22 protein-coding genes and 1 riboswitch are annotated in these 15,938 nt (G+C 29.6%); of the genes, 16 read left to right on the forward strand and 6 right to left on the reverse strand.

Features of this window, described 5'->3' with window-relative positions:
• Nucleotides 1-32 precede the first annotated feature (32 nt).
• The gene (locus ACIJYA_RS03110) at nt 33-2,138 is read left to right on the forward strand and encodes a sodium-translocating pyrophosphatase (RefSeq protein WP_435089078.1); all 2,106 of its coding nucleotides are present in this window, start codon (nt 33-35) and stop codon (nt 2,136-2,138) included.
• Here ACIJYA_RS03110 and bamE read toward each other — a convergent pair.
• Nucleotides 2,125-2,610, reverse strand: coding sequence for an outer membrane protein assembly factor BamE domain-containing protein (gene bamE / locus ACIJYA_RS03115; RefSeq protein WP_435089080.1), 486 nt, complete (start codon nt 2,608-2,610; stop codon nt 2,125-2,127). The two genes, ACIJYA_RS03110 and bamE, sit on opposite strands and share 14 nt — an antisense overlap.
• Here bamE and ACIJYA_RS03120 point away from each other — a divergent pair.
• From ACIJYA_RS03120 to ACIJYA_RS03145, 6 genes are read left to right on the forward strand one after another with little or no spacing between them, the layout of a single operon-like run.
• Nucleotides 2,609-3,076 carry a ubiquinol-cytochrome C chaperone family protein gene (locus ACIJYA_RS03120; protein ID WP_435089081.1) on the forward strand — a complete coding sequence of 156 codons (468 nt, stop codon included), beginning with the start codon at nt 2,609-2,611 and terminating at the stop codon, nt 3,074-3,076. The two genes, bamE and ACIJYA_RS03120, sit on opposite strands and share 2 nt — an antisense overlap.
• A 2-nt stretch (nt 3,077-3,078) precedes the next feature.
• Nucleotides 3,079-3,261, forward strand: coding sequence for a 50S ribosomal protein L32 (gene rpmF, locus ACIJYA_RS03125; RefSeq protein WP_008544930.1), 183 nt, complete (start codon nt 3,079-3,081; stop codon nt 3,259-3,261).
• Nucleotides 3,262-3,273: 12 nt separating this feature from the next.
• On the forward strand, nt 3,274-4,275 hold the full coding sequence (plsX, locus tag ACIJYA_RS03130) for a phosphate acyltransferase PlsX (protein ID WP_435089083.1): 1,002 nt from the start codon (nt 3,274-3,276) through the stop codon (nt 4,273-4,275).
• Nucleotides 4,276-4,279: 4 nt separating this feature from the next.
• Nucleotides 4,280-4,579, forward strand: a complete 300-nt coding sequence (locus ACIJYA_RS03135) for an integration host factor subunit alpha (RefSeq protein ID WP_435089084.1) — start codon at nt 4,280-4,282, stop codon at nt 4,577-4,579.
• A complete protein-coding gene (locus ACIJYA_RS03140) occupies nt 4,572-4,943 on the forward strand; it encodes a MerR family transcriptional regulator (RefSeq protein ID WP_435089085.1) in 372 nt (123 codons plus the stop codon). Before ACIJYA_RS03135 ends, ACIJYA_RS03140 begins: the two co-directional genes overlap by 8 nt.
• A gap of 1 nt (nt 4,944) precedes the next feature.
• Nucleotides 4,945-5,136 carry a 50S ribosomal protein L33 gene (locus ACIJYA_RS03145; RefSeq protein ID WP_028036963.1) on the forward strand — a complete coding sequence of 64 codons (192 nt, stop codon included), beginning with the start codon at nt 4,945-4,947 and terminating at the stop codon, nt 5,134-5,136.
• On the opposite strand, the gene ACIJYA_RS03150 is transcribed toward ACIJYA_RS03145, so the two are convergent.
• Nucleotides 5,137-5,427 carry a chorismate mutase gene (locus ACIJYA_RS03150; RefSeq protein ID WP_435089086.1) on the reverse strand — a complete coding sequence of 97 codons (291 nt, stop codon included), beginning with the start codon at nt 5,425-5,427 and terminating at the stop codon, nt 5,137-5,139.
• Nucleotides 5,428-5,470: 43 nt separating this feature from the next.
• Here ACIJYA_RS03150 and ACIJYA_RS03155 point away from each other — a divergent pair, with 43 nt between their 5' ends.
• On the forward strand, nt 5,471-6,496 hold the full coding sequence (locus ACIJYA_RS03155; protein ID WP_435089088.1) for a COX15/CtaA family protein: 1,026 nt from the start codon (nt 5,471-5,473) through the stop codon (nt 6,494-6,496).
• A 29-nt stretch (nt 6,497-6,525) separates the two neighbouring features.
• Here the strand turns inward: ACIJYA_RS03155 and ACIJYA_RS03160 are convergent, their stop codons facing one another.
• The gene (locus tag ACIJYA_RS03160) at nt 6,526-7,854 is read right to left on the reverse strand and encodes an O-acetylhomoserine aminocarboxypropyltransferase/cysteine synthase family protein (RefSeq protein WP_435089090.1); all 1,329 of its coding nucleotides are present in this window, start codon (nt 7,852-7,854) and stop codon (nt 6,526-6,528) included.
• A 2-nt stretch (nt 7,855-7,856) separates the two neighbouring features.
• Nucleotides 7,857-7,923: riboswitch (SAM riboswitch) on the reverse strand.
• A gap of 138 nt (nt 7,924-8,061) precedes the next feature.
• On the opposite strand from ACIJYA_RS03160, the gene rplM reads away from it, so the two are divergent.
• The 7 genes from rplM to ACIJYA_RS03195 are packed head-to-tail and all read left to right on the forward strand — an operon-like array spanning nt 8,062 to nt 13,295.
• Nucleotides 8,062-8,520, forward strand: coding sequence for a 50S ribosomal protein L13 (gene rplM, locus ACIJYA_RS03165; protein WP_435089254.1), 459 nt, complete (start codon nt 8,062-8,064; stop codon nt 8,518-8,520).
• 1 nt (nt 8,521) lies between these two features.
• A complete protein-coding gene (gene rpsI, locus ACIJYA_RS03170) occupies nt 8,522-8,959 on the forward strand; it encodes a 30S ribosomal protein S9 (protein WP_435089091.1) in 438 nt (145 codons plus the stop codon).
• 33 nt (nt 8,960-8,992) lie between these two features.
• Nucleotides 8,993-10,012 (forward strand): N-acetyl-gamma-glutamyl-phosphate reductase, encoded by a 1,020-nt coding sequence (gene argC, locus ACIJYA_RS03175; RefSeq protein ID WP_435089093.1) that lies wholly within the window; start codon nt 8,993-8,995, stop codon nt 10,010-10,012.
• Entirely contained in the window at nt 10,012-10,239 is a 228-nt protein-coding gene (locus ACIJYA_RS03180) for a hypothetical protein (protein ID WP_435089095.1), read from the forward strand. The genes argC and ACIJYA_RS03180 overlap by 1 nt, the downstream gene beginning before the upstream one ends.
• Nucleotides 10,236-11,528, forward strand: a complete 1,293-nt coding sequence (locus ACIJYA_RS03185; protein WP_435089096.1) for a homoserine dehydrogenase — start codon at nt 10,236-10,238, stop codon at nt 11,526-11,528. The genes ACIJYA_RS03180 and ACIJYA_RS03185 overlap by 4 nt, the downstream gene beginning before the upstream one ends.
• Complete coding sequence (locus ACIJYA_RS03190) at nt 11,528-12,427, forward strand: AEC family transporter (RefSeq protein ID WP_435089098.1); 900 nt, start codon at nt 11,528-11,530, stop codon at nt 12,425-12,427. The genes ACIJYA_RS03185 and ACIJYA_RS03190 overlap by 1 nt, the downstream gene beginning before the upstream one ends.
• 16 nt (nt 12,428-12,443) lie before the next feature.
• A complete protein-coding gene (locus tag ACIJYA_RS03195; RefSeq protein WP_435089099.1) occupies nt 12,444-13,295 on the forward strand; it encodes a DMT family transporter in 852 nt (283 codons plus the stop codon).
• 552 nt (nt 13,296-13,847) lie between these two features.
• On the opposite strand, the gene ACIJYA_RS03200 is transcribed toward ACIJYA_RS03195, so the two are convergent.
• The 3 genes from ACIJYA_RS03200 to ACIJYA_RS03210 are packed head-to-tail and all read right to left on the reverse strand — an operon-like array spanning nt 13,848 to nt 14,854.
• Nucleotides 13,848-14,126 (reverse strand): methylated-DNA--[protein]-cysteine S-methyltransferase, encoded by a 279-nt coding sequence (locus ACIJYA_RS03200; protein WP_435089101.1) that lies wholly within the window; start codon nt 14,124-14,126, stop codon nt 13,848-13,850.
• A complete protein-coding gene (locus tag ACIJYA_RS03205; RefSeq protein WP_435089104.1) occupies nt 14,107-14,544 on the reverse strand; it encodes a GNAT family N-acetyltransferase in 438 nt (145 codons plus the stop codon). Before ACIJYA_RS03205 ends, ACIJYA_RS03200 begins: the two co-directional genes overlap by 20 nt.
• Nucleotides 14,545-14,584: 40 nt before the next feature.
• Nucleotides 14,585-14,854, reverse strand: a complete 270-nt coding sequence (locus tag ACIJYA_RS03210; RefSeq protein WP_435089106.1) for a hypothetical protein — start codon at nt 14,852-14,854, stop codon at nt 14,585-14,587.
• An 80-nt stretch (nt 14,855-14,934) separates the two neighbouring features.
• On the opposite strand from ACIJYA_RS03210, the gene ACIJYA_RS03215 reads away from it, so the two are divergent.
• Complete coding sequence (locus ACIJYA_RS03215) at nt 14,935-15,891, forward strand: site-specific integrase (protein ID WP_435089107.1); 957 nt, start codon at nt 14,935-14,937, stop codon at nt 15,889-15,891.
• Nucleotides 15,892-15,938 lie beyond the last annotated feature (47 nt).

Here is a 15,938-nt window from a genome sequence, read left to right on the forward strand (position 1 = left end):
AAAATTTAACAACTAACAACCTTAAGGTTTATATGAGCGCAACAGTCGAGACTATTTTATTATACACAATCGGAGCTGGTTTTTTATCTATAGTTTATGGATTTTTTACTGGAAAAAATATTTTAAATCAAAGTGCAGGTAATGCAAAAATGCAAGATATAGCATCAGCAATTCAAATTGGTGCTAAAGCTTATCTGGCAAGACAATACAAAACAATAGCAATTGTTGGTGTAGTTGTTCTAGTAATTGTAAGTGTTGCTTTTAGTCCTTTAGTAGGTTTAGGATATTTAGTTGGTGCTGCGTTATCTGGTATTGCTGGTTATGTTGGTATGCTTGTCTCTGTTGAAGCCAATGTTAGAACAGCAGAAGCTTCTAGAAAAGGTCTTGCTCAAGGTTTATCTGTTGCATTTAAATCAGGCGCTGTAACAGGCATGTTGGTTGCAGGGTTAGCGTTGTTGGCTATCGCTGTTTATTATTATTATTTATTAAAATTTAATATTGATGAAAGAGAAATAGTTAATGCTCTTGTTGCATTAGGTTTTGGTGCTTCTCTTATCTCAATTTTTGCAAGATTAGGTGGTGGAATATTTACTAAAGGTGCTGATGTAGGCGCTGACTTAGTAGGTAAAGTTGAAGCTGGTATTCCAGAGGATGATCCTAGAAACCCTGCTGTAATTGCTGATAACGTTGGAGATAATGTTGGTGATTGTGCTGGAATGGCTGCTGATTTATTTGAAACTTATGCAGTTACAATAGTTGCAACAATGGTTTTGTCATCAATTTTCTTTCAAGGAGATATGAGCATGATGATTTATCCACTAACAATTGGTGGTGCTTGTATCTTAACTTCAATTTTAGGAACATTTTTTGTTAAACTTGGAAAAGACAAAAATGTAATGAATGCTTTATATAAAGGTTTTGTTGTATCCGCTATTTCTTCAATAGTAATTTTATACCCAGTGACAGATCATGTAATTGGATTTGCTACTGAATATAATGTTAATGGAAAAAATTTTACTGGAATGAGCTTGTATTACTGTGGAATAATTGGTCTTATAATTACTGGTTTATTAATCTGGATCACTGAATATTACACTGGTACGAATTATAGACCTGTTAAATCTGTTGCTGCTTCGTCGACAACAGGTCACGGTACTAATGTTATTCAAGGCTTAGCTGTTTCTATGGAAGCAACTGCTGTACCTGCGTTAATTATTGTTGCTGGAATTTTAGCTACAAATTCAATCGCTGGACTATTTGGGATAGCAATTGCTGTAACTACCATGTTAGCTTTAGCTGGGATGGTCGTTGCTCTTGATGCTTATGGACCAGTTACTGATAACGCTGGTGGAATTGCTGAAATGTCTAACTTAGATAAAAAAGTAAGAAAAACAACTGATGCTCTCGATGCTGTTGGTAATACCACTAAAGCTGTTACCAAAGGTTATGCTATCGGATCTGCTGGTTTAGGTGCTCTAGTTTTGTTTGCAGCTTATGTAGAGGATATTAAACATTTCTCTGGTGTAGCTGGCTCTAAATTAGAAGGTATTGTTGTAACTTTTGATTTATCAAATCCTTATGTAGTTGTTGGCTTGTTGATAGGCGGAATGCTTCCGTACTTATTTGGTTCAATGGGAATGCAAGCTGTTGGAAGAGCAGGTGGTGCCGTTGTAATTGAAGTTAGAAGACAATTTAAAAAGTTTCCTGGCATTATGAAAAGAAAACAAAAACCAGATTATGCTAAATTAGTTGATCTTTTAACTGTAGCAGCAATTAAAGAGATGATTATACCATCTTTATTACCTGTCTTATCTCCAGTTGTTCTTTATTTTATAATTCTTGCAATTGGCGGACAAGTAGCTGCTTTAGCTGCTGTGGGCGCAATGTTGTTAGGAGTCATTATCACAGGGTTATTTGTTGCTGTTTCAATGACTGCTGGTGGTGGCGCTTGGGATAATGCTAAAAAGTATATCGAAGATGGAAATCATGGTGGAAAAGGTTCAGAGGCGCACAAAGCTGCTGTAACAGGTGATACTGTGGGAGATCCATATAAAGATACAGCAGGTCCTGCCGTTAACCCAATGATTAAAATTACAAATATTGTAGCTTTACTTTTATTGGCTGTTATCGCTGGCTAATTTCTTTACGTTTTTTGGCCCTCTGACCAAGAGGGTCATTAATCTTCTGTCTCATACTAGACATAAAATCATAGACAAAAGCGTTTCTTTTAAATCCACTTTCTGTAGTAGCATCAACGAGCTTGATATTTTTCATATCATTTTTATCATACAGATCTTTTTTTCTGAGTACTCCAAATCTGTCAATTTCCAATACTAATACGTTATTTTCATATATTTTCATTCTACCAAAATTTTTTAATTCCGACTGAGTTTGTTTTCTTTCAATGTAAATCCATACATCGTTATCAAATTTACTTTTGGTAGATGGATTTCCTAAAATTCTTAAAATGTCATTTTTATTAGTTTCATTAATAGATAAAGATGATTGTTTTTTATCTAAAAATGGGACCCCATGATGTTTAACTACTTTCTTTAATGAACAATTTGAAACTATTAATGAAAGAAAAATTATATATAATATTTTTATCATGAGTAAAAAATATCTTAATATTTATAACAATTTGATTAAATTAACTAGAAATAAAGATTTATATAAATCTCTGGATAGAGATGATAATTTTTCAGATCGTTTAACCCTATTTTTATTACATTTTGCTTTTTTTTTAAAAAATTTTAAAAATGAGGAAAATAAGATTATTTTACAAGAGATTTATGATTTTAACTTCAGGCAACTTGAGCTTAGCATTAGAGAAATAGGTTATGGAGATCAATCAATTAATAAAAAGATGAAAGATTATATAAATTTATTTCACGCAATGGTTTCAGAAATACATTTTTGGAGGAATTTAACAAGAACACAGAAAATTGAAAAGTTTTCAATTTTTTTAAGCGATTTTAAAGAAAAGCATCATTTGCTTGATTATTTCGAACTATTTAATGAAGATTTATCAAAAAAAACTTTGAATTCTTACTTAAAAAGTGTAAGTAACCAATAATTATGGCTGTACCAAAACGTAAACAAACCCCGTCCAGAACTGGAATGAGAAGAGCTCAAACTATGAAATATTCAACAAAGAATATCGTTGAAGATAAAAAATCTGGTGAGTACCGGTTATCTCATCATTTAGATTTAAAAACTGGAATGTATAAGGGTAGACAAGTTTTAGACCCAAAAGAATAATATAAATCTAAAATGACAGATCTGATTAAAGTTGCAGTAGATGCAATGGGCGGCGATAACTCCCCTAAAAAAATTATTGATGGCATATTGCTAAATCACAAATCGAATAAAAATGTTTTTTATAAAATTTTTGGAGATAGAGATAAAATTATAAGTCTAATTGGAGATAAAATTAATAATGAATTTTATAAAATCATCCACACAACTGATGTAGTTAAAAGTACTGATAGCCCACTAGAGGGAGCTAAAAGAGGTAAAAATACAAGTATGTGGCTTGCAATAGATAGTGTTAAAAAAAAAGAGGCAGATATTGTAGTATCAGCAGGTAACACTGGAGCTTTACTTGTTATTTCAAAACTTAATCTTAAGATGATAGAAAATATTGATAAGCCAGCATTGTCTGCTTTATGGCCAAACAAAAAAGGTATGAGTGTTGTATTGGATTTGGGTGCAAATATTGAGTGTAGCTCTAAAAATTTATTAGATTTTTCTATAATGGGTGCATCTCTTTTTACTTCATTATATCCAGGCGATAAGCCAAATGTAGGTTTACTAAATATTGGATCAGAAGAACTAAAAGGAAATGAAACTATCAAAGAAACTTATCAAATTTTAAATGATAAGAAATCTAAAAATTATAATTTTTCAGGTTATATAGAAGGAAATCACTTAATGGATGGAGAGGTCAATGTGATTGTTTCTGATGGTTTTACAGGAAATGTAGCCTTAAAAACTGCCGAAGGCACTGCTAATTTTATTACAAGTGAACTTAAAAAAGCTATGACGGGATCAATAATTGGAAAAATCTCATCTTTGTTAAATATCTCAAATTTAAGAAAGTTTAAAAAACGTTTAGATCCTAGGCTTTATAATGGCGCTATATTCATTGGACTTGATTCACCGGTCGTAAAAAGTCACGGTGGAACTGATTATATTGGTTTTTCAAACTCTTTAGATGTTTGTCATAGAATTGTAAAAGGTAATTTGATAGAAAAGATTAAGCAAAATATTTAAACTAATGAGAATAAACTTAACTAAAAAAGACTTAGTTAATTTAGTATATATGCAGCTAGGTTTTTCAAAACAAATCTCTGAAAACCTTATTGAAGATTTTCTAGCGACAATTGTCACTAATATTAAACAAGAAAAAAAATTAAAATTATCTAAATTTGGAACTTTTTCTATTAGACAAAAAAAATCTCGAATAGGCAGAAACCCAAAAACTAAAGAGACTAAAATGATTTCTTCAAGAAATGTTGTGTTGTTTAGGCCATCAAAAGAATTTAAAGAATTTATAAATTTAAAAGATAATGGATAAATCTGACAGTGCTTACAAAACAATAGGCGAGGTTGCAAAAATATTAAATCTAAAAACTAACAAAAAAGGTATTCTACCAACTCATACGATTAGATTTTGGGAAACTCAATTTAAGCAAATTAAACCTAAAATCTTAAACTCAAACAGAAGATATTATGATGAAAACTGCATTAATCTTCTTAAAAAAGTTAAATTTCTTCTTAAAGAACAGGGTATGACAATTAATGGTGTAAAAAAGATCCTAAATGGAGGCGAGTCTTTAGAACTTGACGAAATTGCAAATAATTCTATAAAAGCTGTTAATTTAAGAAATAAATTAGTTAAAATTTCTAAAATTGTAAAAAACTTAAAAAATTTAAAATAATATGGCTAAAAAAACACACGTAAAAGTTAGACTTGTTCCAGAGTCTAAACCTGACAGTCCATTCTTTTATTATGTTAAAAAACCTGCTGGTGGTGAAAAAGCTAAAGTAAAGCTGTCTGCTAAAAAATATAATCCTGCAACTAGAAAACATGAAACTTTTGTGGAAAAAAAACTTCCACCACATAGCAAGTAATTATTTTTTTTTAAAATTTCTTCTCTCGTAGTCGATATATGACCAGATCATATTTTTCCATATTCTATTAGTGATTTTTGGATCGATTTTTAATTTTTTTGATTTTCCTTTAATTTTGTTAAGGATAAAATTAATTCTTTTTTGGTCAACTATTTCTTTTTTAAACTCTTTTAACTTAAGCACCTCTTTTACTAGGCCTGTTCTGTATTTAATCAGAGAAAGAAGCTTATTATCAAGTTTATCAAGCTTAACTCTAATTATATTTAATTTTTTTTTGTTATTAGGCGACATTTAATTTATTGGATTAATTAATAATTATTATATTTATCTACACATGTACAGTGCGAATAGTCATATAAATTATCAATTAAAAATTTGGTTACTTATATTATTATCATTGATTATTTTGATTATCTTAGTAGGTGGTCTAACAAGATTAACAAATTCAGGTCTATCCATTACAACGTGGGAAGTATTTGTAGGTTTTCTTCCCCCTTTAACAAGTGATAAATGGATAGATTATTTTAATCTTTATAAGACAATCCCGGAATATCAGGAACAAAACTTTAATATGACTTTAGATGAGTTTAAACTAATTTTTTGGTGGGAATGGGCTCATCGACAACTAGGTCGACTAATTGGTTTGATTACATTATTACCGCTTCTATATTTTGCAATTAAAAATGGTTTATGGGTTGTAAAAAGATATGGCATAATTTTTATTTTAGTTTGCTTGCAAGGTTTTTTAGGATGGTACATGGTATCCAGTGGTTTGGTAAATAGAATTGATGTCAGTCATTATAGATTATCCATACATTTGTTTACAGCCTTTATTATCCTTTCAATGGTTTTTTGGAATATCTTAAAATTGACCAAACTACAAATTAATCAAATTTCTATTAAATTATTTTTTATTAAATTTTTTCTTGTTTTGCTATTTATACAATTAATTATTGGTGCTTTTGTATCAGGTATGGATGCTGGAACCATTTATAATACATGGCCTTTAATGGGCGCTTCTTATTTTCCGGATGATAGTAAAATGATTGAATTTTTAAACATTTCTGTTTTTGATAATCCTTCTATTGTACAATTTTTACATAGAAATTTAGCTTACCTAATTATGATAGTTTATATTTTTCTGTTAATTTCTATTTTTAAGGAGACAAATAAAATATTTAGAAAACCAATTTTAATTATTGGGATAAGTTTGTTTTTACAGGTTGTGTTAGGAATATTAACTATTTTATCTGGAGTAAAGATTATTTATGCATCTTTACACCAGATAAATTCTATTTTAATAATATTATCGACTTTATATTTTCTCTACATATCCAGGTATGAGGAAAAAACTAATTAGTTTCTATTTGTTGACATATAAAACTCAAATTAACTAACAGCTTTTAATTTACCTTTAGAAGAATTCTCTAAAGCTTGATCCAAATCATCAATGATATCGTCTATATGCTCCAAACCAATACTCAATCTTACATAACCAGGTGTTACTCCAGCTGCAGCTAATTCATCTTCAGTAAGTTGACTATGTGTTGTTGTTGCCGGATGAATTGCTAAGCTTCTAGCATCACCAATGTTTGCAACATGGTAGAACATTTTCAAAGACTCAATAAATCTTTTTCCTGCTTCAATACCTCCAGCTAGTTCAATGCCAACTAGCGCACCATAACCACCTTTAAGATATTTTTTAGCTCTACTATTTATTTCATCATTATGTTCAGTAGCATAAATCACTTTATCGACCGCTTTATGTTTCTTTAAATAATCAACAACTTTAGAAGCATTTTCACAATGTTGTTTCATTCTTAAAGCTACGGTTTCTAAACCTTGAATTACGCCAAAGGCATTATCAGGTGATAGTGCTGAGCCAAGATCTCTTAAAATTGTTACTCTTGCTCTTACTGCAAAAGAAACATTAGCACCTGTAAGTTCTGGAACAGCTTTTCCCCAAACTACACCTCCATAGCTAGCATCAGGTTCGTTGAAAAGAGGTTGCCTTTTTGGATCTGCTGTCCAATCAAAATTACCACCATCAACTAAAGCTCCACCAACAACAGTTCCGTGACCTGCTATATATTTTGTCAGCGAATAAACCACAACAGCAGCCCCATGTTCTAATGGCTTACAAATTACTGGTGCAGCTGTATTATCAACAATAAGTGGTATATTGTATTTTCTTCCAATATCTGAAACTTCTTTGATAGGAAAAGCTCTTAAATATGGATTCGGTAAAGTTTCTCCATAAAAAGCTCTTGTTTTATCATCTATAGCTTTTTCAAAGTTTTTTGGATCAGAAGGGTCAGCATATCTTACTTCAATACCAAGTTTGCTTAAAGTATGCGTGAATAAAGATACAGTTCCACCATAAAGATCTGTTGAACTAACAATATTATCTCCAGCTTGAGCAACATTTAATATTGCAAAAGTTGAAGCTGTTTGTCCTGATGAAACGGTTAAACTTGCTAAGCCACCATCAAGTGCCGCCAGTCTTTTTTCCAATACATCATTGGTTGGGTTCATGATTCTTGTGTAAATATTGCCAAACTCTTTTAATGCAAACAGGTTGGCTGCATGCTCCGTGCTATTGAATTGATATGATGTAGTTCTATAGATAGGAACTGCTACAGCATTTGTTGCAGTATCACTTCTGTAGTCTCCACCATGAATTGCGATAGTTTCTGGATTATTTCTTTTTGTACTCATTTTTACTCCTTTTTTAGTGCTTTAACTTAATGTAAGGCGCACAATACAGTTCAAATGCCTACCGATAATGATGTGTAAATTCCTGTTTAGCAGTTTTATGCCCGCAATAGGATCAAATCGGCTTGAACCTTTTAACAGATAAGTATTGTAATGCAAGCCAAATATCAAATTGACTTTGCAATTAATAATAGTATTAATCCTGGCACAATGACAAAATTTGTAAAAAAAGACCAAGTAACATCATCATGGTTCGAGATAGACGCAACTAATGCTGTTGTTGGTAGATTAGCAACTGTTATTTCAAAAATCATTCGTGGCAAAAACAAAACTACTTATACTCCTCATATGGACCATGGTGATTTTGTTGTAGTTAAAAATATCGAACAAGCAAAATTTACTGGAAAAAAATTTGAGGATAAAATCTATTATAGACACACTGGCCACCCAGGTGGAATTAAAGAGACTACACCTGAGAAATTACACGAAAAAAAACCAGGTGAAACTTTAAAGCTTGCCGTTAAAAGAATGCTCCCTGGTGGAGTGTTAGGCAGAAAACAATTAACTAAATTAAAAATTTATACAGGTAGTGATCATCCACATGCAGCACAAAATCCTCAAATTATTGAGTTAGGCAAATTAAACAGCAAAAACTTAGTTAGAAACTAATATGGAAAATACTCAAACAGCATCAAAAACACCTAAACTAAAATTAGACTTTAAAGACAGTAAGTATGCAACGGGTAGAAGAAAAACTTCAATTGCAAAAGTTTGGTTAAAAAAAGGTTCAGGAAAGATTTATGTAAATGGAAAATTATTCAATGAATATTTCTCAAGTGAATTTCATCATCTTCAAATTACTAGACCTTTTGATATAATCAAACAATCTACTGACTATGATGTTAGATGTAGTGTTAGTGGGGGAGGTCCAACTGGTCAAGCAGGTGCCTTAGTTCATGGTATTTCTAAAGCTTTAGTTATGTTTGATGAAAATTTAAAATCTACATTAAAAACCGAAAAACTTACAACCAGAGACTCTAGAGCAGTTGAAAGAAAAAAACCTGGTAGAAGAAAAGCTAGAAGAAGCTTCCAATTCTCTAAAAGATAATTCTTTTTTAATTTTAAACTGTTATAATAAATTATGCCTAAGCTTAATGCATTGGTTGCTGGTTCAACTGGATATATTGGAGTTCAATTAATTAGATTATTAATTAAACACAAATTTATAAACATAAGATTTCTATGCGGAAATAGTTCTGTAGGAAAAAATATTTCTAGTTATGACAAATCTCTTTCAGGAAAAAAATTACCAAAAATTATTAAATTTAATAAAAAACTTTTAAAAGATGTTGATGTAGTTTTTACAGCATTACCTAATGGAGAAGCGCAAGATATTTCAAAACATTTAACAAAAAATATCATTTTAATTGATTTAGCTGCTGATTTTAGATTAGAAAATGAATCAGAATATTTAAAATGGTACAAACAAAAACACAGAGCAGTAAATTTAATTAAGAAAAGTATATACTGTCTTCCAGAAGTTAACGGAAAAGATATAGGTAAATATCAGATTGTATCTTGTCCGGGTTGTTATCCAACTTCAATACTTTTACCTTTAATTCCTCTTTTTAAAAAAAAATTAGTTAAAGTTAACAATATAATAATGGATTCTAAATCTGGCTATTCAGGAGCTGGTAGAGCTGTCCATAAAAAATATAAAGATAAAAACCTATATGAATCTTTAAGTGCTTATGGTGTTGGCTTTCACCGACATAATTCAGAGATTGATCAAATGTTAAGAAAATTCACTAAAAAGAAATTAAGTTTTAATTTTACGCCTCATTTAACTCCTATGTTTCGAGGTATTTTAAGTACTATTTATATTGATCTAGAAAAAGGTGTTACTCAGTCAAAAATAATTAAGACACTAACAGATTTTTATAAGAATGATGATTTTATAAAAATTTTAGAAGCAAATAGTCTGTTAAGTACAAATGATGTAATTAACTCAAACAATTGTTTCATTTCTGTTTGTAAATCTAAATACAAAAATAAGATTGTAATAATTTCAGCTATAGACAATTTGATTAAGGGTGGAGCAGGTCAAGCAGTACAAAATTTAAATATGAAATTTGATTTCCCAATTAAAACAGCTTTATAATGAAATTAGTCTTTATTTTTTTTATTTTTTTTATTTTAAATAATTGTTCATTAAACAAAGATTCTAAATATTGGACAGAAGATGTGGTAAAAAAAAGTGAAGATCAAAAAAAATTATCTGAAGTATTAAAAAAGTCAGAAGACATAACAAATATGAGTTATGACGAATATAAGATTTATATAGATGACTATACTAAAAAAAGTAAATATCTGGATATAAACCAATGAAAAAATCAATAAATATTGCTGTAGTAGGTCTTGGACAAGTAGGTTCTTATTTGCTTAATGAATTGAATACTAAAAAAAAAGATATTGAGCTTAAAACAGGCAAGAAGATTAATGTTGTAGCCATATCAGCTAGAAATATAAATAAAAAAAGACAATTTAGAATTAATAAAAAAATATTTTTTAAAAACCCGTTAGATATTTTTAGTAAAACAAATGTTGATATTTTGTTTGAAGCTATAGGTTTATCGGATGGGATTTCAAAAAAAGTTGTTGAGACTGCTTTAAAAAAGAAAATTCACGTAATAACTCCAAATAAAGCATTAATCTCAAAACACGGTAACGAATTAGCAAAAATTGCAGAACAAAATAATGTCAATCTAGAATTTGAAGCATCTGTTGCTGGAGGAATTCCGATATTAAGATCAATTAAAGAAGGTTTGGCTACTAATAAAATTTCAAAAGTTTATGGGATTTTAAATGGTACATCTAACTATATTCTCTCAGAAATGGAAAATTCGAACCAAAGTTTTGCTGATGTTCTAAAAAAAGCTCAAAAACTTGGATATGCAGAACCAGGAAATCCAAAATTAGATCTAAATGGTTTTGATGCTTTCGCAAAAGTTAGAATTTTATCATCATTATCATTTAATAGTAAAATTTCTAAACACAAATGCTTAATGGAAGGAATTGAGAAAATTGATCTTAAAGATATTAAAATTGCAAACCAATTAGATTTAAGAATTAAACTTCTTGGAATATCTGAGTTGAAAAATGGTCATTTATTTGAAACAGTACATCCATGCCTTGTAAGTAAAAATTCTTATATTGGTAACGTTATCGGTGTAATGAATGCTGTTATCCTTGAAGGAAAACCTATTGGTGAAAGTATTTTACAAGGAGAGGGTGCTGGCCCAGGTCCTACATCTTCTGCATTGTTGTCTGATTTATTATCTATCTTAAGAGGTAATATAAAAAAACCTCTGGGTGTTTCTGTTAATAAATTAAAATCCTTAAAACCATATAATGTTAACAATTATGTAAATTCTTTATATTTAAGATTTGAGGTAAAAGATAAGCCAGGTGTTTTATCTCAAATTACAAACCGTTTAGCTAAATATAATATATCTGTAAAAAGGCTAATTCAAACCCCTAATAAAAAAGATGATAAAGCTACTATTGTTATAATAACTCATAAAACTTCTGAACTTAATTGTAATAACTGTTTATCTATATTTAAGAAAAATAAAAATATTCTTAAAACACCAGTTTTAATCAGATTGTATAATTAATGGATATTTACTTAAAACTTTTTGAAGTTTTATTTCCTGTTTTTTTTATTGTCGGCATTGGTTATTTTTTAGGTAAAAAAAATCCAAAACTGGATACTTCTTTCATTACTAATTTTGCAGCAAATATTGGTACCCCAGCAATGGTGTTTTATTCAATAACAACAACTGGAATTACTTTTGAAATATTTACAAATTATTTTTGGTATGCTCTATTAGCTATCAATGGTTTTGCTTTAACAGGAATTGTTTTTTTATTTGCTCTTAAAAAAGAAATTATTAGAGAATTACCTCCTTTCATTTTACCTAATACAGGAAATATGGGTTTACCAATTTGCTTATTCGCGTATGGCAGTCAGGGTTTAGGTGTAGCTGCAACAATATCTTCACTAGTCATTTTATTCCACTTTACTTTAGGTGTTTTTTTAGCAAGCAGAAAGTTTGATCTTGATCTAATAATTAAAAATCCACCTTTTTATGCGATAATAATTTCAGTATTATTTCTTTATTTTGAAATTGAGTCACCAGTTTACATCGTTAATCTTACAATGATGCTTACATATACAGCTATTTTTTTAATTCTTATGTCGTTAGGAATAGCGTTAACAAGATTTAAAGTTTTTTCATTTCAATCTGCATTCATATCATCAATCGGAAGAGTGATAATTGGTCCAGTAATTGGTTATATGATAATAAAGTTTTTTAATTTATCTGGATTTGCTGCAGGGGTTTTATTAATTCAATGCGCGATGCCAAGTGCTGTATTAACATACCTAGTCGGCTCAATGTATTCTCCTAAAAAGATTGTTGATAGTGTTGCGAGTATGATCGTTGTATCAACAGTCATGTCATTTATAACTATACCAATCACCTTATTCTTTGCTTTAAAATACTTCTATTAAGCAGTATCCTTCTTGAATGAAGGCAATAATATTAAATGCTACTGCTTGGATGATTGTTCCGGTAATGGATGCAATTGCTAAACATCTAAGTCTTACAATGGATGTTTTTCAAATAACTTGGGCTAGATATTTCTTCACTGTTGTTTTCACGCTTTCTTTAATGGTTTTATTTTATAGAGAAACCCTTGTTTGGAGCAAAAGACCTAAGCTTCAGCTTGTCAGAGGAATAATTCTTGCTTTTTCAACTTTATGTTTCTTCTATTCAATATCAGTAATTTCACTTCCTAAAGCATTAACACTTGCATTTGTTGCCCCAATAACATGCACTGCTTTATCCCCATTTTTTCTTGGTGAAAAAGTTGGTATTAGAAGATGGTCAGCTGTGCTTGTAGGTTTTTTAGGGACTCTAATTGTTATCAGGCCAGGATTCATAGATGTTAATTTAGCCACTTTAGCAGCTCTAGCTTGCGGTGTTTGTTATGGCTTCTATTTAGTAATAACTAGAAAGTTAAGTACTTCAGATAATTCGCTTTTAACGCTTTTATTTACTGGTGTAGTAGGGTTAGCGATAATTAGTGTGTTTTTGCCTTCAGTGTGGGTTAATCCAACCCCAAATGAGTGGATCATGATGGCTATAATCGGCCTTATAGCCTCTGTAGCGCATCTTTTTATCATTTTATCACTCAAATATGCTGATGCTTCTAAATTAGCTCCTTTAGGCTATACAGAGATTATCACTAATATCATTATTAGTTATTATTTCTTCCATGAACTTCCTGATAATTGGACTTATCTTGGTCTTTTCATTATAGTATTAAGTGGTCTATATATCTCTAGGAGAGAATACTATCTAAGCAAATTAAATTAATAGTAATAAATTATTTACTAAATACTAATGTATTAGATTAATTTTATACACTAAACAATTGTAATTGTTGATTAATTTAATTTATAAAATATATAAATAAAATTGTAATATAGTAAAAAAAATATTACTATATATTCAATTAACCTCAATAATTAGCGATAATAATATAATCATTAATCCAATATTCAATTTTATATTAATAAAAATTATATCAACAAATCAAATTTATTGTGATTGATTAAAATTGTTTAATATCAACACTTTTAAACATTCTAACATAAATAATTAAGATCAAAGTGCAGGAGGGGAGCGAAAATAACTAAAAAAACAAGCTGTTTTTTCATCTTCTAAAAGTATTGATATCATTGAAAACTAGAGCAATGCACTATCCGAATATACGCTTTAAACGGCCATAGAGCACCTTATTTTAAGCAAAGATCGATATCTAGTACAACTAAAGGGTGCATAATACTATTTATGGGAAAAAGGATTATAATAGCTTAAAAGTGTTTATTTTAGCGGTTAATTTAAGGATTTGGTACATAAAAAACGCTATTTAATGAAAACCTTCTCTAACCTCAGTAATCGCCTTTTTTGCTGAATACCACCTTTTCCTGAGTAGCCACCAAGGCTGCCATCAGATCTGATTACTCTATGACAGGGTATTTTGGGAGAATAGGGGTTTTTACCTACAGCATTAGCAACAGCCCTAAAAGCTTTAGGTTTTCCAATGGCTTTAGCAACTTCAAGGTATGTTTTAACTTTACCTTTTGGTATTTTTCTCAAATAATTCCAGACCTTTAACTGAAACTTAGTCCCCTTTAAGTTCATAAAGTTCAAAACCTGTGTTATTGGCTATTTTATCGTATAGTTTTTTTGCAGTGGCATTGGAAGAGTGGGTGATCCAACGAATTCCATTCCAATTATTGGCTTTAGATAATGATTTTAGGTGACTAATGAGTTTTTGAGCTATTTTTTGACCTCTAAATTCTGGCTCTACGAACATATCGTCTAAAAAACCAATATATTGACCCTTAATTGGTCTTGGCATTGTTCTATAATGGGCAATTCCAATAATTTTATCCTTTAATTCAAAGCAAATTCCGTTAACATCATGAGTATCATCTTGAATCCAATCCCATAAAGTGTCTAAAATCTCTTTATTCATTGAGACTTTGTAAAAATCAGCATAACCATTGTATAATTTAGCCCAATTTTCTTTATCTTTTTTCTCTAATTTTCTAATCATTTACTTCATTTTATTAATTTAAATTATTAATATTATAGATTTAATTTATATCTAAACAAGCTGTATGCAGATCTTTTAGATTTACCACACAAAGTATTACAGGAGGATATTTTACCATTTTATCATCTAAAACTTTCATTTTTAGAGTGTAATAAACTTTACTATCATCAACTGAAACATCAAAAATTTCAAATCCTCTAACCATTAAATCGCTAATATCCATATTCATAATTTTTACTTTGTCAGCAGCGAACGTTAAATTTGCAAAGGTCAGGAAAAAAAATAGAATTATGAATAATTTTTTTTTCATTTACTAAATTTAAACTATTGACTTATAAAATCACTTATTATATTACTAACGATAATTAATGGTTATCAATAGTAATAAATATGAGCAATATAATAACTGATATAAAGGCTTTACAAGAAGAAACATTATTAAATTTACAAAGTTCTAAAGCTAATAACACTATTAGAGCTTATAAGTCAGATTATAAAGACTTCGAATTATTCTGTGTCAAAAATGGATTTAAAACTCTTCCCTCAGAACCCAAAATTGTATCATTATACCTGACTCATTTATCTACTAAAGATGTTAAAATGAGCACTTTAAAACGAAGATTAGTGTCGATTGGAGTTATTCATAAGTATAAAGGATATTATTTGGATACAAAACACCCAACAATAATTGAGAATATAATGGGCATTAAAAGAAGAAAGGGAAGTATTCAAAAAGGTAAAAAACCTATATTAATCAATGATTTAAAAATATTAATTAATGTTATAGATAAGGAAAATAAAGAAGAAATTAAAAAATTAAGAGACAGATCAATAATTTTAATTGGCTTTTCTGGAGGTTTTAGAAGAAATGAAATAGTTTCTCTAGACTTTGATGATTTGGATTTTGTAACAGAAGGACTTAAAATCAACCTTAAGAGGTCAAAAACGGACCAATATGGTGAAGGTTCAGTTAAAGGGCTTCCCTACTTTGATAACTCGCAATATTGTCCTGTGTTATCTATTAAAAATTGGATTGAATTATCAAATATTGACTCAGGTCCTTTATTTAGAAGGTTTTCAAAAGGTTCAAAATTGACTGAAAATAGATTAACAGATCAAACTGTAGCTCTTCTAATAAAAAAATATCTTAAGTTAGCAGGAATTGAAAGCAAAAATTATTCTGGTCATAGTTTGAGATCTGGTTTTGCAACATCAGCAGCTGAGTCAGGTGCAGAAGAACGAAGTATAATGGCTATGACAGGTCACAAGTCAACAGAAATGGTTAGAAGATACATTAAGGAAGCAAATTTATTTAAGAACAATGCATTAAAACATATTAAATTTTAAATTAATGGTTAATTGCAATTTTATGACTCCCAGATATTAAACATCAT

The sequence above is a fragment of the Candidatus Pelagibacter bacterium nBUS_29 genome, from assembly GCF_051200905.1.
Taxonomy (GTDB): Bacteria; Pseudomonadota; Alphaproteobacteria; order Pelagibacterales; family Pelagibacteraceae; genus Pelagibacter.